This is a genomic window from Paraburkholderia sp. 40 (assembly GCF_050434105.1).
In the GTDB taxonomy this organism is placed as follows: Bacteria; Pseudomonadota; Gammaproteobacteria; order Burkholderiales; family Burkholderiaceae; genus Paraburkholderia; species Paraburkholderia tuberum.
Window position 1 is genome coordinate 568,711 of record NZ_JBNPVY010000003.1, and the last position, 22,024, is coordinate 590,734.

Sequence of the window (22,024 nt, forward strand, 5' to 3'; positions counted from 1 at the left end):
GATGCGTCAGGCCTTGACCAGACGGTTGAACCGGTCGATATATTCAGCGCGGCGCGGATTGATGCGTGCCCAGTCGACCTGCACGAACGACGTCATGTCATTGGCGTTATGAGCGACAGCGGCGAGCGCCGCACCAAACGGCACCTTCGTGTTGGTCGGCGCGACGTAGTAGGGCGCGCTCGTCATCTGCTGCTGCACTTCGACGCTCAACGCGGTGTTGATATACGCCGCGGCGAGATCTGCCGCCTGGGTGTTCTTCACGATATTCATCGTGCTGCGCACCATGCCCCAGTTGCTTGCGGGGCGCGCGAGCGCCACCGGCACGCCCTTGGCCTTCAGCGATTCCACATTGTTGATGTAGTGGCAGGCAATATCCACCTGACCTTGCTGGAACAGCGTGCCGAGTGCGCCCGGATTGGCGGCAACCGCGCCGACGTTCGGCATCAGCCGCTTGATGTAATCGAAGGCCGGGTCCATATGATCCTCGTCGCCGCCCAGCATCTTGGCGAGCGCCACCATCCATACCGTGCCCAAGGTGGAGTCGAGACTCACGAGGCCGACGCGGCCCTTGAATTCCGGCTTGAGCAGATCATTCCAGGATTTCGGCGCGGTCTTCACGCGCTCCGCGTTGTACGCGATGCCATAGACCTGCGCGGACACATAGACGCCCAGACCCTTCGGGTCGACGAAGCGCGCGGGCAGATTCGCCAGGTTCGGCACCCGGGCTGCCGGAATGGGTTCGAACACGCCCTGCGCGATGCCCTGCAGGTAGGGACCCTCGTCCATCATGACCACGTCGAACGGCGGGTTGTTGCGCGCGGCCACCAGCTTGGTCAGCGTATCGACCGCTTGCGATGCGGTGAGCACGGCGCTCACGCCCGCAGCCTTGCGAAACGCGGGCAACAGGATCTTGCGTTGCGACTCTTCCCACGCACCGGGAAACGTGGTGGCGGCGAGGGATTGGGACGCGGCCATGGCAAGCGGGCTGCCTAGCGACAGGCCGACAGCCCCCGCTGTTCCCATCAGTTGCAGGAGCTTGCGACGTTGGTGATCGATCAGCGACATAGAACCTCTGGATGGATAGTTAAACAGGATGAACCGGCGATAACGAAGCGGGCGGCAGGTTGGACCAGGACGATCGTGACCATGCGCTAAACACCTGCGGTATTGGATTGCGCTGCCTTGAACGTGCGCACTCGCGCACCCGGGTTGAAATCGAGCGCGACGCGCATGCCAGGGCGCAAGTCGGCACCCTCTGCGCGTGGCACGGAAATCTTCACGGTCTGTCCGGCATCGGTCTGCAGATCGACCACCAGCGTGGGACCGATAGGCATCGCCAATTGCACTGTAGCCAGCAGCTGACGCGCGCTGTCGCCGGGCTGCGGCAACTGCCACGCCCATTGCTCGGGGCGAACCGCCAGCAGCGCCGCGCCGGCGTCGCGCCACGGGCCGGGCTGGGCAACGGTCAGCACCGTGCCATCGTCGAGGGTCGCCAGGCACTGGTTGCCGTGCACGCGCAAGGTGACCGGCAGCAGATTCGCCGTGCCGACGAAGGTGGCGACGAAGGGGGTTGCGGGCTGATCGTAGATCGCGACCGCCGGGTCGTATTGTTCGAGCCGCCCGCGATTGAGCACCGCGATCCGGTCGGCCATGCTCATGGCCTCCTCCTGATCGTGCGTCACCATCACGGTCGTGATGTTCAGTTCGCGCTGCAGACGGCGGATTTCGATCTGCATATCGAGCCGCAGGTTTTTGTCCAGCGCCGCAAACGGCTCGTCGAGCAGCAGGATGCGCGGCTCGACGGCAAGCGTGCGGGCCAGTGCGACGCGTTGCTGTTGACCGCCCGACAACTCGCGCGGATAGCGTTTCGCAAATGCCTCCATGCGCACCATCTCCAGCATCTGCATGGCCTTCTGAGCAGCATCCCGACGCGCGACGCCGTTGGCTTCGAGACCGTAGGCGACGTTGGCGGCGACCGTCATGTGCGGAAACAGCGCGTAGTTCTGGAAGACGATGCCCACGCCGCGCTGGCGTGGCGCGAGGCCGTCCACGCGTTGCCCGCCGATATGCACTTCGCCCTCGGACTGAACCTGCAGACCGGCAAGGATGCGCAACAGGGTGCTCTTGCCGCAGCCCGATGGGCCGAGCAACGCAACCAGTTCGCCTGCGGCGATTTCAAGCGTGACGTCTTCGATCACCGGCACGGCGGCGAAACGATGCTGGATGCCGCGCATCTGCACGGCGGCACCGGTTTGCAAGGTGCGTGCTTGCGAGGCTGCAAGGTGGGCGCCCGCTGCGGCGTGCTTCGACTGTGAAACGACAGTGTGCGGGGTGCTCATGCGCTGGCCCTTTTCCATAGTTGCGTGGCGGCGTGCTTTCCAGCCGCGATGACGGCATCGGCATCGCAACGGATGGGGGCGCCGCCGTCCACCACGATCTCCCCGTCCACGATGACCATCTCGACATCGCGCCCAAGTCCCGTGTGCACCAGCGTGCCCAACGGATTGGGGTGCGGAGTCAGATGGGCGCGCTGGAAATCGAATATGGCGAGGTCGGCGAGCCAGCCTGTCTTGAGGCAGCCGAGTTCGTCGCCAAGCCCCATGGCGTGCGCGCCGTTGTGCGTCGCCATGGTGAGCGCATCGGCGGGTTGCCAGTCCGCGGCGACTTCGCCCAACTGGATGCGCGCGATGGCCAGCGCCCAGCGCATGACCTCGGTCATATCCGCGTGCATGTTGTCGGTGCCTAATGCAATGCGCGCGCCGGCGGCGCGCAGACGCGGCGTGGGCGCCATCGTGCCGCCCGTCGCGTTGCCCTTGGGGATGTGCGCCACCGTGATGCCGGCCCGTCCGACGCGTGCGATGTCGTCGTCGTCCAGATACAGACAGTGCGCTGCCACGAGCCTTTCATGCAGCAGCCCGACCTCGTCTAGCAACTGCGCGGGGCTCTTGCCCGAACGCTTCTTCACCACGTTGACTTCGGTGCGGCTTTGCGCAAGGTGAGTCGTCACGCCGAGCTCATACGTACGTGCCGCCTCGGCGATCAGACGCAGAAAGTCGTCGGAGCAGGTGTCGGGCGCATGAACGGCGAGTTGGACGCCGGTGCGCCCGTTGCGCTTGCGATGCCAGCGCCCGGCCAGCGCCAGTGCTTCGTTGAGCGTGCGCTCGCCGGTCGCGGCATGGTATTCCCAGCGTCCGTCCGCGACGCCGGAGAAATCGACGTCGTGCAGGCGGCCGCATGAATACACCCGCAGGCCGAGGTCGGCCATGGCATCCATGGTCAGATCGGCGTGGACGTAGCTGTCGTTGATCAGCGTCGAGCCGAACAGCATCGCTTCGAGCGCGCCAAGACGCGCCAGCGCGATAGCCTCGTCTGGGCGCACGTCATGGCCGTGGGGAATCCCCGGCGTGTAGGCGGGCGCGAAGCCCAGGTCTTCGGCGACGCCGCGCACCATTGTCAGAATGGCGTGGGTATGGACGTTCACGTAGCCGGGCACGATGACGCGTCCGGCAAGCCGGCGCGTGGTCCGCGTGCGTGTGCGCACCGGGAGATCCTGCGCGCGGCCGACAAAGGCGAGCCGGTTGCCGCGAATGCCGATGGCCGCCTCGTGCAACAGCGGTTGGGCCGGGTCCATCGTCACGACGGTGGCGCCCAGTAGCAACAGGTCAAGGTCAAGCTCGATAGGTGGGGCAGTCATCAGCCAGTGGTCCGGTTCAGTTCAGGTGTGCAGGTGCTGCAGGAAACGCCGCGTGCGCTCTTCGCGCGGACGGCCGAAGACGTCGCCGGGCGTGCCTTGTTCGATGATGGCGCCGGCGTCCATGAACACCACCCGATGCGCCACGTTGCGCGCGAAGCTCATTTCGTGTGTCACCACCATCATCGTCATGCGGGCCGCGGCGAGATCGCGCATTACGTCGAGCACTTCGTTGACGAGTTCCGGGTCGAGCGCCGAGGTCGGCTCGTCGAACAGGATCATCTGCGGCTCCATCGCGAGTGCGCGGGCAATCGCCACGCGTTGCTGCTGGCCGCCCGAGAGTTGCGCTGGCCGCTTGTTGACATGCTGCGCGAGGTGGACTTTTTCCAGGGCAACTTGTGCGCGAGCGCGGGCCGCGTCGCGCGAAAGTCCCCGCACGCGCTGCGGGCCGGCGGCGACGTTATCCAGTGCGCTCAAATGCGCGAACAGGTTGAAGCGCTGAAACACGAAGCCGAAGCGGCTGCGCTGCCGCGCCAGTTCGGCTTCGGGCAGCGCGCGGCCTTGCTCCGACAACCCGATACGCTGGCCGCCAAGGCGGATCGTGCCGCCGTCCGGTCTTTCCAGGAAGTTGAGACAGCGCAGGAGCGTGGTCTTGCCCGAACCCGACGGCCCGATCAGCACCACGGTTTCGCCGTGCCCGACGTCCAGTGAGACGGAGGGCAGGATGACCTTGTCGCCGAAGCGCTTGTGCAGTCCTTCTATGGACAGCAGCGTTGCAGCCCCGCCTTCATGCACGCGCGCGGCGGCGTCCTTAGCGGACGCCGCGGACAGGTCAGAGACGGTAACGGTGGAAGACATGCGGGAACCCGAGCTCATGAAGTCAGTATTGCGGCAGTCGCCGTTCGAGGTAGCGCGACAGCCACGCCAGCGCCGAGATCAATGCGTAGTAGTAGAGGGCGATCAGCAGGAAAATCTCGAACGGCGAAAAATACGTTGCGATGATCTCCTGACCGGCGTGTGTGAGTTCATACACGGAGATCGCGGACAGCAGCGCCGAGCCCTTGATTAACGAGATCAGTTCGTTGGTGAGCGGAGGCAGGATGCGCCGCCACGCTTGCGGGAAGAGCACGTGCAGAGCGATCTGGCCGTGACGCATTCCGATCGATTGCGCGGCTTCAGTCTGGCCGCGATCGACCGACTGCATGCTGGCGCGCACGATCTCGCAGATGAAGCCGCCCGCGTTCAGACTGAGCGCGATGACGCCGGCCCAGTACTCGTTGAAGTTGATGCCGATGACGGGCAGCGCAAAATAGACGAGAAAGATCTGCACGAGCAGCGGTGTGCCGCGCACGAAATCTACATACGCCAGTATGGCGATGCGAACCGCCCTGAAGCGGCTGAGCGCACCGAAACCCAGCGCGAAGCCGAGCACGATGCCAATCGCGATGGCCGCGAGGCAAACCTTCAGCGTGGCGAGCAGGCCGACCGCGAGGATCGGCAACGCCATGACGATAATGCTCCAGTCCATGGACGCCGCGCTCTCAGGACAGCACCGGAATCGCATCCGGCAAGTTCATGTCGAAACCAAACCACTTCTGCTGCAGCGTATGCAACGTGCCGTCTGTTCTGAACTTGCGCAGCTGCTGGTCAATGAAGCCGATCAGCGCAGTGTCATCCGTACGTGCTGCGATGCCTGCCCAGTTATCCGCGCCGATGCCCTTGACGATAGCGTATTTGCCCGGCGCATTCTTCAGAACGAGCGAAAGCGTCGGCAATGTGTTGAGCACGCCGTCCACTTTGCCTTCTGCCAGCGCGATATAGGCGGCCGGATGGTCGTCAAAGGTTTTTACTTCCTTGAAACCCGCCCCGCCCGCTGCTTTCAGTTGCGCATCGAGCTTCGGTTCGAGTATCTGACCCGGCGAGCCGAGCTTGAGTCCGAGCACCTTGCCGTTCATGCCGCTGAGGCTGGCGACGCTCTTCAGATCCGCCGCGCGAATCAGCAGTGCCTGCGAGGCCTCGACGTAAGGCACGGAGAAGTCCACGTGTTTCTCGCGCTCGGCCGTGTAGCTCAGGCTGCTCATCACCAGATCGAACTTCTTCGTGTAAAGCGACGGAATCACACCCGACCAGACCGTGTCGATAAACTGCGCCTTGACGCCGAGATTGCGGCAAAACGCGTTGGCGAGATCCACGTCGTAGCCGATCATCGCGCCGCTCGCGTCGCGATAGGTCAGCGGCGGATAGGTCGCTTCGCAGCCGATGCGCAGCACGCCGGCCTTCTTGATGTCGTCAAGCGTGAGCCCGGCGGCCATCGCAAAGCGGGGCAGGCCAATCGACACCATGGCTGCAGCCGCGGCGGCACGATGGAGGAATTGGCGACGCGAAAATCGTTCGGACATCAGGCTCTCCAGAGAAAATAACAGTACGTACGTTATAAAGACAGCGTGTAAGACGGCGCGGAAGGTGCCGAATGCACTGCACGTTCCGCGCGAGCCCGCAAAGCCATTCCTACCTGCGATAGACGGCGGGAAAGTCAAAGCGCGGTAGCACCCGGTGCGCGTCAAGGCGTGGGTTCAACGGCCGATGCGGTTGCGCCTGTTGCGGGCGCAAGGCCGGCAGGAACTCGCCGCGGCCGCGTATGCCGCTGGGCTGCACGCCATCCCACACTACGTCGCCACGCGACAGCGTCAGCGCTGGCCACGCTTTCATCTGCCAACCCTCGTACGGCGTGTAGTCGACGTTGTGGTGCAGCGCATCGTTGGTGAGCGTGAAGGCACGATCCGTGTCCCAGATCACCAGATCGGCGTCGCCGCCGATAGCGATTGAACCCTTGCGCGGATAAAGGCCGTAGAGCTTCGCCGCATTGGTTGCGGTCAATGCGACGAAGGCGTGAATGTCGATGCGTCCGTTCATCACGCCTTCGGACATCAGCAAGGCCATGCGCGTCTCGAGACCTGGTATGCCGTTGGGCACCTGGTCGAAGCGCGGGTTTTCGCCGGCCACCTGCTTGCCGTGCGGACCGTCGAAGCGGAACGGCGCATGGTCGGAGGAGAGCACCTGAAACGTACCGTTCACGAGACCGTCCCAGACGGCCTGGCGGTTGCCTTCGTCGCGCGGCGGCGGACTGCAGATACATTGATAGCCGCGAGGGCCATCTTCGAGCATGTCTTCGGTCAGCAGCAGATAGTGCGGACATGTCTCGGCGTAGACGGCGAGGCCTTGTCCTTGCGCCCAGCGAATCTGCTCGATCGCCTCGCGGCCGGAGACGTGCACGATCAGCACAGGCGTGTCGACCAGCTGCGCGAGACTGATCGCGCGATGCGTCGCTTCGCGCTCAACCAGCATCGGACGGGACAGCGCATGCCCGATCGGCGCGGTGATGTCTTGCTCCAGCAGCGCTTCGGTGAGCCACGCAATGCAATCGGCGTTTTCGGCATGAATCATCACCATGGCGCCGTGGACGCGGGCCAATGCGAGCAGTTCGATTATCTGACGGTCGTTCAGCTTGAGCGCGTCATACGTCATGTAGATCTTGAACGACGTATAACCCTCTTCGATCAGTTGCGGCAGCTCCTGTTCGAGCACATGCGGCGTGGGATCGGTGACGATCAGATGGAAGGCGTAGTCGATCATCGCGCGGGCGTCGGCGCGTCGGTGGTACGTATCGATCGCCGCACGCAGCGTTTTTCCCTTCTGCTGGCACGCAAACGGAATCACCGTGGTGGTGCCGCCGCAGGCAGCGGAAACCGTGCCGCTCAGGAAGTCGTCGGCCATCACGCTGTCGTCGCCGGTGTCCTGATCCAGGTGGCAGTGGCTATCCACGCCGCCTGGAGTGACGAGGCGGCCGCCTGCATCGATCTCGTTGGCGCCCCGAGCCAGTCCGCTGCCCAGCGCGACGATGCGCCCATCGCGCACGCCGATGTCGGCGGTGAAGCGGTCGGCCGCCGTGGCGATATCCGCGTCGCGGATCACGAGGTCGAAGGCCGCCGCGTCACTCATGCGACCTCCCGGAACAGGCTGCCCCAGCCGGTGACGCGCGACGTATCGATGCCGCTCGTCCGCAGTGCTTTCCAGACCACCGTCGAGATGGTGTCGTACACCGGAATGCCGAGTTCGGCTTCGAGCTCTTCCGCGAGCGGCGCGCCGCGCAAATTGGTGCAGAAAATCGTAATCGCGTCGGGTTTGCTCTTTGCGACTTCACGTGCCATCTCACGCAACGTGTCGGCACTGACTTCCGAAAACGAAAAATTGTCCTGCTTGTTTAGATGACGTTCACCGACACATTCAAAGCCCGCGCCGCCATACGTCGAAATGACCTTTGCCTGTACGTCGTCGCGATACGGTGTGACCAGACCGAAGCGACGCACGCCCGTCATGGCGAAAACCTCGTTAAGCGCAAGCACCGAGGTGCAGGCGGCAATGCCGGTGCGTTCTGTGATGCTGCGGCACAGACGCTCGTCTGCCTCAAACCCGAGCCAGCCCGACGATGTCCCGTTCCAGCCGATTACGTCCAGCTTGGCATCGGCGAGCAACCCTGCCGCGCCGAGAATTTCCTCGTCGTCGAACTGGGCCAGCGCCTGTTCGGACAGTGCGATCTGGGTCACCCGGAAGCGGCCGAAATGCGCACTGACGTCGGGCAGGCCCGCGAGCATCGCCGAAGTGACCGGTTCGAGAACCGTGTTGGAAGACGGGGTCAACATGCCAATCAGAGTGCGTTGCGTCATGATTTCCATATCAAGGATAGCTTCTGGCGGACCGCGCCAGAGAAAGATGCTTGCTGGATTCTTTTGACGCAAGCTTTGTGCCAACATAAATCTGTGCGTTTGTACGCAATAGAAGCGTGATTGTATGCAATGTTGGACGTGCGTTCGATAGCGGAAACGGCTGCTTCCTGAATACCTTCTCTGGAACGAGCGGCAATGGATCATGGCGGAAACTACGATAAAAGCGCATGCGGGAAGATGGTGCGAGTGTGCACCAAAATTGAATCATTGGCACCAAACGAGGGTTGTCGCACGGGCCAAAAGGCGCCTGCGAAAGAGGTCTCCAGGTTGTCAGGCCCCGACAAGCATCAATGAATGTGTGCATACAAAAAATTGCGATCTCGTCCGTTAGAGAATGGTTTCGATGAGAACGCACCATCGAATTTTTGTGTACAAAAGCGCTCGTGATTGCTCTATCATCGATTCATTTCCCAGTTGCGAGAAACCCTTTGAGCCGAGCCTCCTCCATGCCTGCCAGTAAAGTTGCCGCGCCCAGGGCGCCGTTTACGAACGAGGAAATCTACGGCCGCATCCAGAAGGCGGTGCTTGAGCATCGCCTTGCACCCGGGACAAAATTGATTGAGGAGCGGCTTGCGGAAGTCTCGGGCGTGAGCCGGACAAAGATTCGCGAAGTGCTCAACAAGCTTGCCCATGAGGGGCTGGTCGAACTGGTGCCGAATCGCGGAGCCTTTATCGCCAGCCCGAGCGTCCAGCAGGCGCGAGACGTATTTGTCACGCGACGCATGATCGAGCCGGAAATGGCCAGACTGTTGAGCCGCACTGCGACGTCGGCGCAAGTGCGTGCGTTACGCAAGCACGTGCGGCAGGAAGGCGACGCGCGCAAGCAGAATGACCGGCCCGCCATCATCCGGCTGTCAGGCGAGTTTCATGTGCTGATCGCGGAGATGATCGGCAACGAAATCCTCTTGCGGATGATGCGAGAACTCGCGCCGTTGACGTGCCTCGTCATCACGCTTTACGACAAGCCCAACGCCCCGGCGTGCCCGCATCACGAGCACAGTGATCTGATCGATGCAATCGAAGCGCATGACGAAGCAAAGGCTGCGGCGAGCATGCTGGAACACCTGCAGCATATCGAAGCGACACTGAACTTCGACGAGGTGAAAGACGCGTCGCCGGATATTGAAGCGATCTTCTCCTGAGATAGCCCGGCCTCACTCCGTCGCCCCCGTCTGGCGCAGTGCATCTGCCACCGCCGTATTGCGCTGTGCGATAGCCATTTGCAGCGCGGTGCCGCATTGCGCATCCAGATGGTTCGCGTTTGCGCCGTGCGCCACCAGCACTGGGTTCATATCGCGGCGGAGAAGCGGCGTCACCAAAACGGGAACGCGGCTTCGCCGGCATCGTTGGTGATAGATATTGCGGGGCATGTCCAACAGCATCTTTTGCAACGTTCGTCTCTCTTTTGAGGAATCTGGTGCAAATAAAGGCGATCAAAAGGGCGCTGTCAATTTGGCGGTGGTGAGCCGGCGCAGTGCCAAAGAGGTAGATTGCTCAGAAAGCGATCGACGGATTTTGGCTGAGCTCGGTGAATGCATGCCACGCAGCGAATCGGGCGGCGAGTTGTTTGCGATAAAGAGAGGCGCGCAGCAGATGTCGTTTGAGAGCAAAGTGCTGCCGAATCAGACCGAAGCTCGACAGAAAATCTTGCGTTCGCTTCGGGTCGCGGAACCCGCGCATGCGTCGTTCGCGTTCACGGGTAGGTTGATGACTATTCTCAGCCCAGTTATTCACCCGTGCAGCAGCCTTGACGAACACGTGTTTGACGCCGGCCAACTCGGGGATCTCGGCCTTCGCGGCCGGATAGCTTCGTAATTGATCTGTGACGATCTTGCGCGGCACGGGGCATGACCGAAGCACGTGCTTGAAGAAGCGTTTGGCAGCGGCTTTGTCCCGCCGCTTCTGCAACAGAATGTCGAGTTCGGCACCATGCTCGTCAACCGCTCGCCACAGCGGATGAGGCTCACCGCGCAGCGTCACGAACATCTCATCGAGATGCCAGGTGCTGCCGGGCTTATAACGCGCGGCCTTGACGCGATGCGCGAAGCGAGCGCCAAACTTGTCGCGCCAGCGTCGCACGGTTTCATGGCTCACCACCACGTCGCGTTCGAACAACAACTCCTGAATGTCGCGCAGGCTCAGTTGAAAGCGGAAATGCCAACGCACCGCGCAACTTATGACTGCGGCCTGATTTTCGGCGTCTTGACAAGGAATTGGTGACCTTAGTCGATTCCCTGATACGGCGCTGAGAAACTTCAGTAGGGTATAGCGGATTTATCCATTACCAGACTAGTAAAACGAGCCAGCCGTGGGGAATTGCATTCGGCCAAGAGTGAAAGGCAGTTACAGAGCCGAAAGCGGGCATCGACGCATGACTAATACCTTTGGCCGCTTAGGGTCGGGTCGTGCCGCTCGCAGACACGCTATGACCGGCCCGGCTCGGCGATTAACGTTTGCTCCCGACTCGGCAATCGCGACCGGCGCATTTCGTATCAAGCCATCTTAGCGACGGCCACTGCGGGCCCACACGTAGCGTACCCAACGTTGCCATCGACCCTGTTGCGCAGCGGTAGTATTACGCTTTACCTGCTCTTCGCGGTCGCGCTCGACGCTCCTCTGTACCTGTTCGTGGATCTGGCGCAACGTCAAGCCACCGGGTCCTTTCAGTTCGTCCGGATCGGATTTGTCTGTCATGGCAATGGCTCATTCCTGAGAAGATCGATTTGATCTTGATACATATGGGGAGTCGCGGCAAGCACGCGACCGCTGCCTTCGAATCTGTAGGACTGGCACAATCGAGATGAACTTCTACCCGCTCGGGAATCCTCATGCCAGACGCTGTCCCGCCTTCGCCGCCTTCGCGGGCTATAGGCCCCCTGTTTGCCCTGTTTCCCTTCATGCGCCCGTATGCCGGGCGCTGGGCGCTCGCGTTCCTGGCGCTGGTGACGTCGGCGGGCGCCACACTGGCGTTGCCGGTGGCGTTCAAATACCTGATCGACCGTGGCTTTGCTGCGGGTGATCGTACGCATATCGATCGCTATTTCCTCGCGTTATTCGCCGTTTCGCTGGTACTGGCCGGCGCCACGGCACTGCGCTTCTACCTCGTGTCGTGGCTGGGCGAGCGGGTCACGGCCGATTTGCGAAGTGCGGTCTACGACCACGTGCTGGAGATGAGCCCGCAGTTCTTCGAAACCACGCAGACCGGAGAGGTGCTGTCGCGGCTCACCACCGACACCACCTTGATTCAGACGGTGGTGGGCACCAGCCTGTCGCTGGGGTTACGCAACTTCTTCCTGCTTACCGGTGGCGTGGCGATGCTGGCAGTGACCAGCCCTGTACTGTCAGGCTACGTCATCGCTACGCTGGTGGTGGTGGTCGCTCCCGTCCTTGTCTTCGGTCGGCGCGTGCGCCGCCTCTCGCGCGCCAGCCAGGACAAGGTAGCGAACGCGAGCGCGCTGGCGGGCGAGGTCCTCAATGCCATGCCGACCGTCCAGTCGTACACGCAGGAGTCCTTTGAAGCGCGGCGGTTTGCCGGCGCGGTGGAGGTGGCCTTTGAGACCGCGCTCAAGCGAATTCGGGCGCGTGCCTGGTTGACCGCCGTGGTTATCGTGCTGGTATTCGCCGCCGTCGTGTTCGTCCTCTGGCTTGGGGCGCAGTCTGTGCTAGCCGGGCGGATGACGGCCGGCCAGTTGTCCCAGTTCATCCTCTACGCGGTGTTCACCGCCGGCGCTGTGGGAGCTGTCGCCGAAGTGTGGGGCGATCTGCAGCGGGCTGCCGGCGCCACCGAAGGTTTGTTGCAACTGCTGGTGGCACGCTCGCCGGTGGTACAGGCCGAGGCCACGGTCACGCTGCCGGCGCGCGGGGACGGCATCCGCTTCGACAATATTAGCTTTTCGTATCCGTCCCGCCCCGGCATCGCTGCACTCGCCGGGCTCTCGCTCGACGTCCGCGCGGGCGAACATGTCGCGCTGGTTGGACCGTCCGGCGCCGGCAAAACCACGCTGTTCCAACTGCTGCTGCGATTTTACGACCCGCAGGCCGGCAACATTCTGATCAACGGCGTCCCGACGCGACAGGTGCCGCTCCTCGAGTTGCGCAAGGGAATCGGGGCAGTGCTGCAGGAATCGGTGATCTTTTCGGGCAGCGTGCTCGACAACATCCGCTACGGCGCGCCCGACGCCACACTCCCGCAAGTGCAGCGGGCTGCCGAAATGGCCGCTGCGGCCGGTTTTATCGAAGCACTGCCGCAAGGCTACGACACGTTTCTAGGCGAGCGCGGAGTACGACTGTCTGGCGGACAGCGCCAACGCATTGCGATCGCCCGCGCGATCCTGAAGAATCCGCCCGTCCTGCTGCTGGACGAGGCCACCAGCGCGCTCGACGCTGCCAGCGAACGCCTCGTACAGAAGGCGCTGCACAATGCCGCGCAGAACCGCACCACGCTGGTCATCGCGCACCGCCTCGCGACCGTACAGCAAGCGGACCGCATCGTCGTGCTGGAGCAAGGCCGCATCGTCGCGCAGGGCCGTCACGCCGACTTGCTTCTGAGCTCGCCGCTCTATGCCCAGCTTGCCGCCCTGCAGTTTGGCGAGCAGGTTGCGCATACGGGACAGAGCGACGCTGAGTGCGATCGCGTCGACTCGGCGTGAAGACACGATCCAGGTCGGCACGGGCAACCGCAGGGCTCCCAACGGATCGACATGACGCGGTAGCGTAAGGCAATAAGCGGCCATGAAGAGACACCTGCCTCTCGGCCATGAATGACCGCTGACACGACAAAACCGGCCCCTCGCTCCCGACTTCGGTGCGATCCCTCATGGACAGAATTGCCGGTTGTTGTCCTCGATGGGCGCTTTCGCCCAGATCATGCCAAATAGACGCATCTATAGACGCATCTAAAATGCGGAGGATGGCTCGTGGACGTCAACTTCGACATCAACGATTTGCAGGCGTTTCGAGCCGTCGTGGAGTTGGGTAGCTTCCGCAAAGCAGCGGAGGCGGTCAACATTTCGCAGCCGGCACTGAGCCGCCGCATCGAGAAGCTCGAAGAGGCGCTCGGTGTGCGGCTGTTCGCGTTCGAATTATTTAGTGAGAAGGAGAACTCGAACTCGACCAACGATAGCCTCGACTCCAAACCGTTTCGATCATTGTGTCAAATGGTCGAAGCGCATGGCGGAGGAACTTTATATGGGCATCGACCGCGCGTTCCCCAGCATCGGGTTGTTCCATCCAGATATCTTTGAGAATTGCGTCCCGGGAAAGTACCTCCCCCGGATGCGTCAAAAAAAGACGCAGGAGTTTGAATCCTGTCGGCGACAAAGTGACAGCAACTTCTCGGTCCCCGCGCCGTACGAATACTCGATGAGACGTGAGCGACATGGTGATCCCAAGGGCGCTCAACGTATCTTCGGCCTTCACGATTGGGCGCGGGCGCGATGCAGTTGCGCGAAGGTGTGCATCTGACGTCGAATGGCTGGGTCGCCGACGAGGTCTTCGTGCGCTGAACGGCTCTGGTGCAAATAACGCGGGGGCGAATCGGTTAAGGTGTCAGGCTGAACGAATTGAGAACCGACGATGAGCAAGCTGAAGAGCCTTGACGAACTGTTCGCAGGCCGTCACTTTGACCGCGATGTGATCATTCTGTGTGTTCGCTGGTACCTGCGCTACAAGCTTAGCCTGCGCGATCTGGTCGAGATGATGGCGGAACGGGGTCTGTCGCTGGCGCACACGACGATCCTGCGCTGGGTGCGGCGCTTTGCGCCGGAGTTCGTGAAACGGTGGAACCGCTTTGGCAGGCCCACCGGGCAGTCGTGGCGTGTCGACGAGACTTACCTCAAGCTGCGCGGCAAGTGGGTCTATCTTTATCGAGCGGTGGATGGGGTGGGCCAGACAGTAGACTTCATGCTCAGCGCCAGGCGCGACGTGAAGGCGGCAAAAGCCTTTTTCAGGAAGGCAATCGAACATCAAGGCCAGCCACCGAAGACCATCACGCTTGATGGTTATGCAGCCTCGCACCGCGCCGTGCGCGAGATGAAGGCCGATGGCTTGCTGCCTGAGGACACAAACGTCCGATCCTCGAAATATCTCAATAATCTGGTCGAGCAGGACCACCGCAACATCAAGTCCCGGACGAAAGTCATGCTCGGCTTCAAACGTTTCAGGAACGCAGCGATTACACTCTCAGGTATTGAGTTGGTCCATCGTATTCGCAAGGGCCAATTCAGCCTCGCGAAGCTCGGCCTCAAAGATACCGCTGCGCCCGCAGTTTGGGAGGCCGTCCTGTCTGCTTGATGAGGTATCCTTTCTATAACAAAAATCTCGTCCAGACCGCCTATTTGCACCAGAGCCCCCATGATCAATGAAGCGTTTTTCGTGCTGGCAGAGGGCGTGGCCAGCGCCGAGGAAGTCGACGCCGCAATGCGGCTTGGCGCCAATCAGCCGGTCGGTCCTCTGGCACTCGCAGACCTCGTCGGGCTCGATGTTTGTCTTTCGGTTATGGATGTCTTGTTGAAAGACCTTGGCGATCCAAAGTACCGCGCATGTCCGCTTCTGCGCGAACTGGTGGCGGCGGGACGATTTGGACGTAAATCAGGCCACGGTGTGTACCGGTATTAATGACTTTTGCCGGTCCGTCGGATTCGAACTAGTGAGGAAAGCGTTGTGAAGATTATTGTGCCAATGAAAAGAGTGGTCGACTACAACGTGAAGGTCCGCGTGAAATCGGACGGTACGGGCGTCGATATCGCGAACGTGAAAATGTCGATGAACCCGTTCGACGAAATCGCGGTTGAAGAAGCCGTGCGTCTGAAGGAAGCGGGCGTCGCGACCGAAGTGATCGCCGTGTCGGCGGGTGTTGCGCAGGCGCAGGAAACCCTGCGCACCGCGCTCGCCATCGGCGCGGATCGCGCGATCCTGATCGAATCGAACGAAGACCTGCAGCCGCTCGCAGTCGCGAAGCTGCTCAAGGCGCTCGTCGACAAGGAGCAGCCGCAACTGGTGATCCTCGGCAAACAGGCCATCGACGACGACTCCAACCAGACCGGTCAGATGCTCGCCGCGCTCGCGAATCTGCCGCAGGCGACGTTCGCGTCGAAGCTTGTCGTGGCGGACGGCAAGGCGACGGTGTCGCGTGAAGTGGACGGCGGCGCGGAAACGCTGTCGCTGACGCTGCCGGCCGTGGTCACGACCGATCTGCGCCTGAACGAGCCGCGCTACGTAACGCTGCCGAACATCATGAAGGCGAAGAAAAAGCCGCTGGAAACGGTCAAGCCCGAAGACCTCGGCGTCGATGTCACGCCGCGTCTGAAGACGCTGAAAGTCGCCGAGCCGCCCAGGCGCTCCGCCGGTGTGAAGGTGCCGGACGTGAAGACGCTGGTCGAGAAGCTGAAGACCGAAGCGAAGGTGCTGTGAGGAGACCCAAGAAATGACGAACCTGGTAATTGCAGAACACGACAATGCGTCGATCAAGGCCGCGACGCTGAACACGATCGCAGCGGCTCGGAAGATCGGCGGTGATATTCACGTGCTGGTCGCGGGGCATAACGCGCAGGGCGCGGCCGATGCGGCAGCGAAGATCGCTGGTGTCAGCAAGGTGCTGCTCGCCGATGCGCCGCAACTGGCCGCAGGCCTCGCGGAAAACGTCGAAGCGACGGTCCTGACGGTTGTGCAAGATGCGGCGAAGCACTACACGCATATCCTCGCGCCGGCTACCGCCTACGGCAAGAACATCGCGCCGCGTATCGCCGCGAAGCTCGACGTCGCGCAGATCAGCGACATCACCGCAGTGGATAGCGCCGACACGTTCGAGCGTCCGATCTACGCGGGCAACGCAATCGCGATCGTGCAATCGGCTGACCCGATCAAGGTCATCACCGTTCGCTCGACCGGTTTTGATGCCGTCGCAGCCGTTGGCGGCAGCGCAGCGGTCGAGAAGATCGAAGCGGCAGCCGACGCCGGCATCTCGCAGTTCGTGAGCCGCGAAGTGACGAAGCTCGATCGTCCGGAACTGACGAGCGCGAAGATCATCGTGTCGGGTGGCCGTGGTCTGGGCAACGGCGAGAACTACACGAAGGTGCTCGAGCCGCTGGCCGACAAGCTCGGCGCGGCACTGGGCGCATCGCGTGCGGCGGTCGACGCGGGCTTCGTACCGAACGACTATCAGGTCGGCCAGACCGGCAAGATCGTCGCGCCGCAACTGTACGTCGCGGTCGGCATCTCGGGTGCGATCCAGCATCTGGCCGGCATGAAGGACTCGAAGGTCATCGTCGCGATCAACAAGGACGAAGAAGCGCCGATTTTCAGCGTGGCCGATTACGGCCTGGTTGGCGATCTGTTCACCCTCGTGCCGGAACTCGTGAGCGAACTCGGCTAAGCGCCGCGGCGCCTGAAAGAGGCCGCCGAAAGCAAGCGAAGGGCGCAGGACCGACCAAGTCCCGCGCCCTTTTTTCATATCAAGGGAGGAGAACCGAAATGAGCTATACGGCGCCCATCAAGGACATGCTGTTCGTGATGAAAGAACTGGCCGGACTCGAAGACATCGCGAAGCTGCCCGGCTTCGAGGACGCGAACCTCGACACCGCGCGGGCCGTGCTCGACGAGTCGGCGAAACTATGCGGCGAAGTGCTCGCGCCGCTGAACGTCGACGGCGATCGCAATCCGAGCAGTTGGAAGGATGGCGTGGTCACTGCGACGCCGGGTTTCAGGGAAGCCTTCCGCCAGTTTGCCGAAGGCGGTTGGCAGGGCGTGCAACATCCGCTCGACTACGAAGGCCAGGGCCTGCCGAAGCTGATCGCGACGCCTTGCATCGAAATGCTCAACGCGTCGAACCTCTCTTTTGCGCTGTGTCCGTTGCTGACCGACGGCGCCATCGAAGCGCTGCTAACCGCTGGCAGCGAAGCGCAAAAACAGACCTATGTGCCCAAGCTGATTTCCGGCGAATGGACCGGTACGATGAACCTGACCGAGCCGCAGGCCGGCTCCGATCTCGCGCTCGTACGCACGCGCGCCGAGCCGCAGGCCGACGGTTCATTCAAGCTGTTCGGCACGAAGATTTTCATCACGTGGGGCGAGCACGACATGGCGAAGAACATCGTGCATCTGGTGCTCGCACGCACGCCGAACGCGCCCGATGGCGTGAAAGGCATTTCGCTGTTCCTTGTGCCGAAGTTTCTCGTCAACGAAGACGGCTCGCTCGGTGAGCGCAACGACGTGCATTGCGTGTCGATCGAGCACAAGCTCGGCATCAAGGCGAGCCCGACCGCGGTGCTGCAGTTCGGCGATCACGGCGGCGCGCTCGGTCAGCTGATCGGCGAAGAGAATCGTGGCCTCGAATACATGTTCATCATGATGAACGCCGCCCGTTTCGCGGTCGGCATGCAAGGTGTCGCGATCTCGGATCGCGCATATCAGAAGGCGGTCGCGTATGCGAAAGAGCGTGTGCAGAGCCGTCCCGTGGACGGCTCCGCGAAGCAGTCGGTCGCGATCATCCAGCACCCGGACGTGCGCCGCATGCTGTCGACGATGCGCAGCCTCACCGAGGCGTCGCGCGCGCTCGCCTACGTCGCGGCCTCGCACTGCGATATCGCGCATCGTCATCCGGACGATGCGACGCGCGCGAAGCATCAGGCGATCTACGAATACCTCGTGCCGATCGTGAAGGGCTGGAGCACGGAGCTGTCGATCGACGTGACGAGCCTCGGCGTGCAGGTGCATGGCGGCATGGGCTTCATCGAGGAAACCGGCGCTGCCCAGTACTACCGCGACGCGCGCATTCTACCGATTTACGAAGGCACGACCGCGATCCAGGCCAACGACCTGATCGGTCGCAAGACGCTACGCGACGGCGGCAAGGTCGCGAAGGAACTGCTCGCTGGCCTCGCCGAAACGGTTGAAGCGCTTGGCGAGCAGCGGGGTGCGGCGTTCGCGTCGATGCGCACGCAGCTCGCGCAGGGCCAGCGCGCGCTTGGCGCGGTCGTCGATTTCGTCGTCGCCAATGCGAAGGGCGATCCGAATGCGGTGTTCGCGGGCAGCGTGCCCTATCTGAAGCTCGCGGGCATCGTGCTGGGCGGCTGGCAGATGGCGCGTGCGCAGCTTGCCGCGGCGACGAAGCGAGACGAGGACCCAGCGTTTCATGACGCGAAGATCGCGACCGCGCGGTTCTACGCCGAGCACGTGTTGCCACAGGCGGCGGCGCTCGAAGTGGCGATCGTCAGCGCGAAGGGGGGCGAGGGCGTGCTGGATTTGTCGGAAGACCAGTTCTGATGCGACGCTCGCGGGCAACTGCAGCTCCAAAAACAGGATGCGCCCGAGAGGGCCTCCTGCGTGCGCAAACGATGAAGCCGTCAGGCTTATGCTGCGTTCTCGCGCACGACCACGAGGCGCTCCGAAAATGGCCCGGAATAGACGCTCTGATAGTAAAGCGGCTGGTCGCGCAGGGTGTAGCCGCGCAACTCCATGATGAAGCCGGGCGCGTCGGCCTCAAGCCCAAGCTCGCGAGCGGCCGTCGGGGGAAGTGCACCGAAGCGGATCCACTGGTCGACTCGTAGCGTGGGAAGTGATAGTCGCTGACCGATGAGTTCACGCAGGTTCTTATCAAGAGCCTCATTGTCGAGACTGCCCAGTCCGACGAATTGCTCCTCGCGCAGCCAGAATTCGCTATAGAGGTCAAAGCGTCCACCGACGCTGATGATTCTCTCAATGCGAACGAAACCGTCACCGTTGAGAAATTCTGACCACGGTCCTTTGCGTTTCATACGCCTTACGGAGCGCCCGTGAACATAGGACGGCAATTCGTTGCCATCGGCGTCGCGAAAGCGCAGGTAGCGGACGTCTGCGGGGGCCACACGCGTACCCGACACAAACGTGCCGCGGCCTTGCTCGCGGGTTATCAGTCCGGAGTGCACGAGACGGGCGAGAGCCTTCTGAATGGTGCCAACGCTAACGCCATGAGATGCCGCGAGTTCGCCCTCGGAGGGAAGGCGGTCACCCTCGCGCAGTGACCCGGATTCGATGTGACGGATGATCGCGTCAGAGACGCTGGAGAGCTTTGTCATATTGCTTTGGCGGCTGCGTTGGAGCCGAAAATTTGCGATCTCGCTGACTTCGAGGACCGTGCCTGTGAGTCGATGAGGCTGCCGACTACCGGTGCAAAAGTGAGCAGGAGGAAGACAGCAGAATCATACACCTATATAGGTGTAGAAGAGGTTGTCGAAGCGCAGGAACGTGTAATCCGGCGCAGCTGTCTTCATCGGATCCGCGGAGGACGTAGACAATGGGAGATGGCGCGTTCGCTGCTTGCCGCAGCGCAGAAACAGGCCGAGAATTCTTTATTCAACGGCGCGAAAATCGCGACCGCGCAGTTCTTTGCCGAACATGTGCTGCCCCAGGCAGTGGGGCTGAAAGCGTCGATTGTCAGCGCGAATGGCGATGCGGGGGGCTGGCGCTATCGGAGGACCAGTTCTGAGGGTGGTTGCGATAAACCGGAGGGAGCATCATGGCCAGTGCCCCAAGTGTAAGGGTTCTGTCGCAATAAGAAAAAGTGCGTTGAACAATGGCCCGCATGATTAGGACTATTTATACGGCTAACGAGTAGAACTGCTCCGCGGGAGTCTGTCCGATGCCGCAGTCTTTCATCTGCCCTTTGGCGATCATATGCATAAGTTCAATGCCGCTTAACAAGATGCGCGCACAACGAAATATCTTGAATCCCAACATGGGTCGGGTACGGCGCTTTATCGCCCGATGGTCTTGTTCCACGATGTTGTTGAGATACTTGACTTGGCGGATCGTGATGGGCGTCTCACGCTCGGCGTTCACGGCGTGCAGCCCGGCCAGATTGGCACCGCTTTTATCGATGGTTACGGTTTCGGGCACGCAATTCTGATCGATGGCCTTCTCGAAGTACCGTCGGGCCGCTTCCTTGTCCCGCCTGGCTCGCAGCAGAAAGTCAACCGTGTTGCCGGCCTTGTCGACGGCGCGGTACAGATAGGTCCATTGCCCCTTGACTTTGATGTAGGTCTCGTCGACACGCCAGCTCTTGCCGACCGGGCGCTTGCAGCGGCGGAACGCCTTTTCAAGCACCGGCAGAAGCTTGATGGCCCACCGGTGAACGGTCGAATGATCGACCGCGATCCCGCGTTCGGCCATCATCTCTTCGAGATTGCGCAAGCTCAGCGGGTAGGCCACGTACCAACGCACGCACACCAACATGATCTCAAGCGGATAGTGCAACCGCTTCAGCACCTTGGCTACCGCCGGACTGAGTGCTTTCATTGTCGTTCACATCATTCTGTAAGGTCCCCCAGCATACCAGCCGCCGCTATTGCGACGGAACCCGCCAAACTCCCCCCTGCAATGTCTTGGCGCTATGCCCATTCCGGGTGTTGCCAGTGGCATTAGTCACCGCTTCGCTCTTGCCATGGCCCAGGTGCTCGGACATCTCCGTCTCAAGCGCTCGCTCCACCAGCATCTTCGTGAGCTGCTTGAGCAACCCGTTCTCGCCTATCAGATCTTCCGGCTTCTGGTAGTTCGCCAGCAGGCTGTCTGCCAGCTTGACGAGTTCAGGATCGGGGTTTTCTCTTTTGTTGCGTTTCGCTACGGTCATCTGTGCTCCAGTTGCTGACAGTTTCCTGCCAAATGACCGTTTACACAAAAATTTTTACACCCTCATCGCCGTAAAGGCAGTCAAACGCGTCGCTGGGTCAGGGTCACGCGCCGCATTGAAATTCCATCGGGTTTCCACACGACCTGGGTCGGTTGGCTCTGGTGCAAATAACGCGGGGGCGAATCGGTTAAGGTGTCAGGCTGAACGAATTGAGAACCGACGATGAGCAAGCTGAAGAGCCTTGACGAACTGTTCGCAGGCCGTCACTTTGACCGCGATGTGATCATTCTGTGTGTTCGCTGGTACCTGCGCTACAAGCTTAGCCTGCGCGATCTGGTCGAGATGATGGCGGAACGGGGTCTGTCGCTGGCGCACACGACGATCCTGCGCTGGGTGCGGCGCTTTGCGCCGGAGTTCGTGAAACGGTGGAACCGCTTTGGCAGGCCCACCGGGCAGTCGTGGCGTGTCGACGAGACTTACCTCAAGCTGCGCGGCAAGTGGGTCTATCTTTATCGAGCGGTGGATGGGGTGGGCCAGACAGTAGACTTCATGCTCAGCGCCAGGCGCGACGTGAAGGCGGCAAAAGCCTTTTTCAGGAAGGCAATCGAACATCAAGGCCAGCCACCGAAGACCATCACGCTTGATGGTTATGCAGCCTCGCACCGCGCCGTGCGCGAGATGAAGGCCGATGGCTTGCTGCCTGAGGACACAAACGTCCGATCCTCGAAATATCTCAATAATCTGGTCGAGCAGGACCACCGCAACATCAAGTCCCGGACGAAAGTCATGCTCGGCTTCAAACGTTTCAGGAACGCAGCGATTACACTCTCAGGTATTGAGTTGGTCCATCGTATTCGCAAGGGCCAATTCAGCCTCGCGAAGCTCGGCCTCAAAGATACCGCTGCGCCCGCAGTTTGGGAGGCCGTCCTGTCTGCTTGATGAGGTATC

At 61.7% G+C, this 22,024-nt stretch carries 20 protein-coding genes and 4 pseudogenes; 10 read left to right on the top strand and 14 right to left on the bottom strand.

The features are described from left to right. Positions 1-6: 6 nt before the first annotated feature. The 8 genes from OKW28_RS18015 to OKW28_RS18050 all read right to left on the bottom strand — a co-directional run bounded on the left by OKW28_RS18015 (position 7) and on the right by OKW28_RS18050 (position 8,415). Positions 7-1,065: an ABC transporter substrate-binding protein gene (locus tag OKW28_RS18015; protein WP_429447723.1), complete on the bottom strand. Its 1,059-nt coding sequence runs from the start codon at positions 1,063-1,065 to the stop codon at positions 7-9. Positions 1,066-1,151: 86 nt separating this feature from the next. Continuing rightward, on the bottom strand, positions 1,152-2,339 hold the full coding sequence (locus OKW28_RS18020) for an ABC transporter ATP-binding protein (RefSeq protein WP_429447725.1): 1,188 nt from the start codon (positions 2,337-2,339) through the stop codon (positions 1,152-1,154). Continuing rightward, positions 2,336-3,694: an amidohydrolase family protein gene (locus tag OKW28_RS18025; RefSeq protein ID WP_429447727.1), complete on the bottom strand. Its 1,359-nt coding sequence runs from the start codon at positions 3,692-3,694 to the stop codon at positions 2,336-2,338. Before OKW28_RS18025 ends, OKW28_RS18020 begins: the two co-directional genes overlap by 4 nt. A 21-nt stretch (positions 3,695-3,715) precedes the next feature. Beyond that, the gene (locus OKW28_RS18030; protein WP_429447728.1) at positions 3,716-4,549 is read right to left on the bottom strand and encodes an amino acid ABC transporter ATP-binding protein; all 834 of its coding nucleotides are present in this window, start codon (positions 4,547-4,549) and stop codon (positions 3,716-3,718) included. A gap of 22 nt (positions 4,550-4,571) precedes the next feature. Further along, entirely contained in the window at positions 4,572-5,219 is a 648-nt protein-coding gene (locus OKW28_RS18035; RefSeq protein ID WP_018421907.1) for an amino acid ABC transporter permease, read from the bottom strand. A gap of 13 nt (positions 5,220-5,232) precedes the next feature. Continuing rightward, positions 5,233-6,090 carry a transporter substrate-binding domain-containing protein gene (locus OKW28_RS18040; protein WP_429447730.1) on the bottom strand — a complete coding sequence of 286 codons (858 nt, stop codon included), beginning with the start codon at positions 6,088-6,090 and terminating at the stop codon, positions 5,233-5,235. 109 nt (positions 6,091-6,199) lie between these two features. Beyond that, positions 6,200-7,690 (bottom strand): dihydropyrimidinase, encoded by a 1,491-nt coding sequence (gene hydA / locus OKW28_RS18045; protein WP_429447732.1) that lies wholly within the window; start codon positions 7,688-7,690, stop codon positions 6,200-6,202. After that, positions 7,687-8,415, bottom strand: a complete 729-nt coding sequence (locus OKW28_RS18050; protein ID WP_429448773.1) for a maleate cis-trans isomerase family protein — start codon at positions 8,413-8,415, stop codon at positions 7,687-7,689. Before OKW28_RS18050 ends, hydA begins: the two co-directional genes overlap by 4 nt. A 506-nt stretch (positions 8,416-8,921) precedes the next feature. On the opposite strand from OKW28_RS18050, the gene OKW28_RS18055 reads away from it, so the two are divergent. Beyond that, positions 8,922-9,617, top strand: coding sequence for a GntR family transcriptional regulator (locus tag OKW28_RS18055; protein WP_051103809.1), 696 nt, complete (start codon positions 8,922-8,924; stop codon positions 9,615-9,617). Between the two features lie 12 nt (positions 9,618-9,629). On the opposite strand, the gene OKW28_RS18060 is transcribed toward OKW28_RS18055, so the two are convergent. Further along, positions 9,630-9,866: a hypothetical protein gene (locus OKW28_RS18060; RefSeq protein ID WP_429447734.1), complete on the bottom strand. Its 237-nt coding sequence runs from the start codon at positions 9,864-9,866 to the stop codon at positions 9,630-9,632. A 103-nt stretch (positions 9,867-9,969) separates the two neighbouring features. Next, positions 9,970-10,689 (bottom strand): IS6 family transposase, encoded by a 720-nt coding sequence (locus tag OKW28_RS18065; RefSeq protein WP_429448775.1) that lies wholly within the window; start codon positions 10,687-10,689, stop codon positions 9,970-9,972. 614 nt (positions 10,690-11,303) lie between these two features. Between OKW28_RS18065 and OKW28_RS18070 the strand changes: the two genes are divergently transcribed. Together OKW28_RS18070 and OKW28_RS18075 are read left to right on the top strand one after the other, a co-directional pair. Continuing rightward, positions 11,304-13,124 carry an ABC transporter transmembrane domain-containing protein gene (locus OKW28_RS18070; protein ID WP_429447736.1) on the top strand — a complete coding sequence of 607 codons (1,821 nt, stop codon included), beginning with the start codon at positions 11,304-11,306 and terminating at the stop codon, positions 13,122-13,124. A 267-nt stretch (positions 13,125-13,391) separates the two neighbouring features. Further along, positions 13,392-13,547, top strand: a pseudogene (locus OKW28_RS18075) (helix-turn-helix domain-containing protein); the annotation flags it as partial. Between the two features lie 13 nt (positions 13,548-13,560). Here the strand turns inward: OKW28_RS18075 and OKW28_RS18080 are convergent. Then, positions 13,561-13,854 (bottom strand): winged helix-turn-helix domain-containing protein, encoded by a 294-nt coding sequence (locus tag OKW28_RS18080; RefSeq protein WP_429448777.1) that lies wholly within the window; start codon positions 13,852-13,854, stop codon positions 13,561-13,563. 204 nt (positions 13,855-14,058) lie between these two features. On the opposite strand from OKW28_RS18080, the gene OKW28_RS18085 reads away from it, so the two are divergent. From OKW28_RS18085 to OKW28_RS18105, 5 genes and pseudogenes are all read left to right on the top strand, one after another. Then, positions 14,059-14,766 carry an IS6 family transposase gene (locus tag OKW28_RS18085; protein ID WP_429448778.1) on the top strand — a complete coding sequence of 236 codons (708 nt, stop codon included), beginning with the start codon at positions 14,059-14,061 and terminating at the stop codon, positions 14,764-14,766. A gap of 57 nt (positions 14,767-14,823) precedes the next feature. Further along, positions 14,824-15,090: pseudogene (locus tag OKW28_RS18090) on the top strand (3-hydroxyacyl-CoA dehydrogenase family protein); the annotation flags it as partial. Positions 15,091-15,135: 45 nt separating this feature from the next. Then, on the top strand, positions 15,136-15,885 hold the full coding sequence (locus OKW28_RS18095; RefSeq protein ID WP_429447738.1) for an electron transfer flavoprotein subunit beta/FixA family protein: 750 nt from the start codon (positions 15,136-15,138) through the stop codon (positions 15,883-15,885). Positions 15,886-15,898: 13 nt separating this feature from the next. Continuing rightward, positions 15,899-16,846 (top strand): electron transfer flavoprotein subunit alpha/FixB family protein, encoded by a 948-nt coding sequence (locus tag OKW28_RS18100; protein ID WP_429447739.1) that lies wholly within the window; start codon positions 15,899-15,901, stop codon positions 16,844-16,846. Between the two features lie 98 nt (positions 16,847-16,944). Next, a complete protein-coding gene (locus tag OKW28_RS18105) occupies positions 16,945-18,735 on the top strand; it encodes an acyl-CoA dehydrogenase (protein WP_429447740.1) in 1,791 nt (596 codons plus the stop codon). Between the two features lie 86 nt (positions 18,736-18,821). Here the strand turns inward: OKW28_RS18105 and OKW28_RS18110 are convergent, their stop codons facing one another. Next, positions 18,822-19,526 carry a GntR family transcriptional regulator gene (locus OKW28_RS18110; protein ID WP_429447742.1) on the bottom strand — a complete coding sequence of 235 codons (705 nt, stop codon included), beginning with the start codon at positions 19,524-19,526 and terminating at the stop codon, positions 18,822-18,824. Positions 19,527-19,745: 219 nt separating this feature from the next. On the opposite strand from OKW28_RS18110, the pseudogene OKW28_RS18115 reads away from it, so the two are divergent. After that, positions 19,746-19,936, top strand: a pseudogene (locus OKW28_RS18115) (acyl-CoA dehydrogenase C-terminal domain-containing protein); the annotation flags it as partial. Between the two features lie 110 nt (positions 19,937-20,046). On the opposite strand, the gene OKW28_RS18120 reads toward OKW28_RS18115, so the two are convergent. Together OKW28_RS18120 and OKW28_RS18125 are read right to left on the bottom strand one after the other, a co-directional pair. Further along, positions 20,047-20,745 (bottom strand): IS6 family transposase, encoded by a 699-nt coding sequence (locus tag OKW28_RS18120; protein WP_429447743.1) that lies wholly within the window; start codon positions 20,743-20,745, stop codon positions 20,047-20,049. A gap of 55 nt (positions 20,746-20,800) precedes the next feature. Beyond that, positions 20,801-21,076 (bottom strand): annotated as a pseudogene (locus OKW28_RS18125) (transposase); the annotation flags it as partial. A 231-nt stretch (positions 21,077-21,307) separates the two neighbouring features. On the opposite strand from OKW28_RS18125, the gene OKW28_RS18130 reads away from it, so the two are divergent. Beyond that, positions 21,308-22,015 (top strand): IS6 family transposase, encoded by a 708-nt coding sequence (locus OKW28_RS18130; protein WP_429448778.1) that lies wholly within the window; start codon positions 21,308-21,310, stop codon positions 22,013-22,015. Positions 22,016-22,024 lie beyond the last annotated feature (9 nt).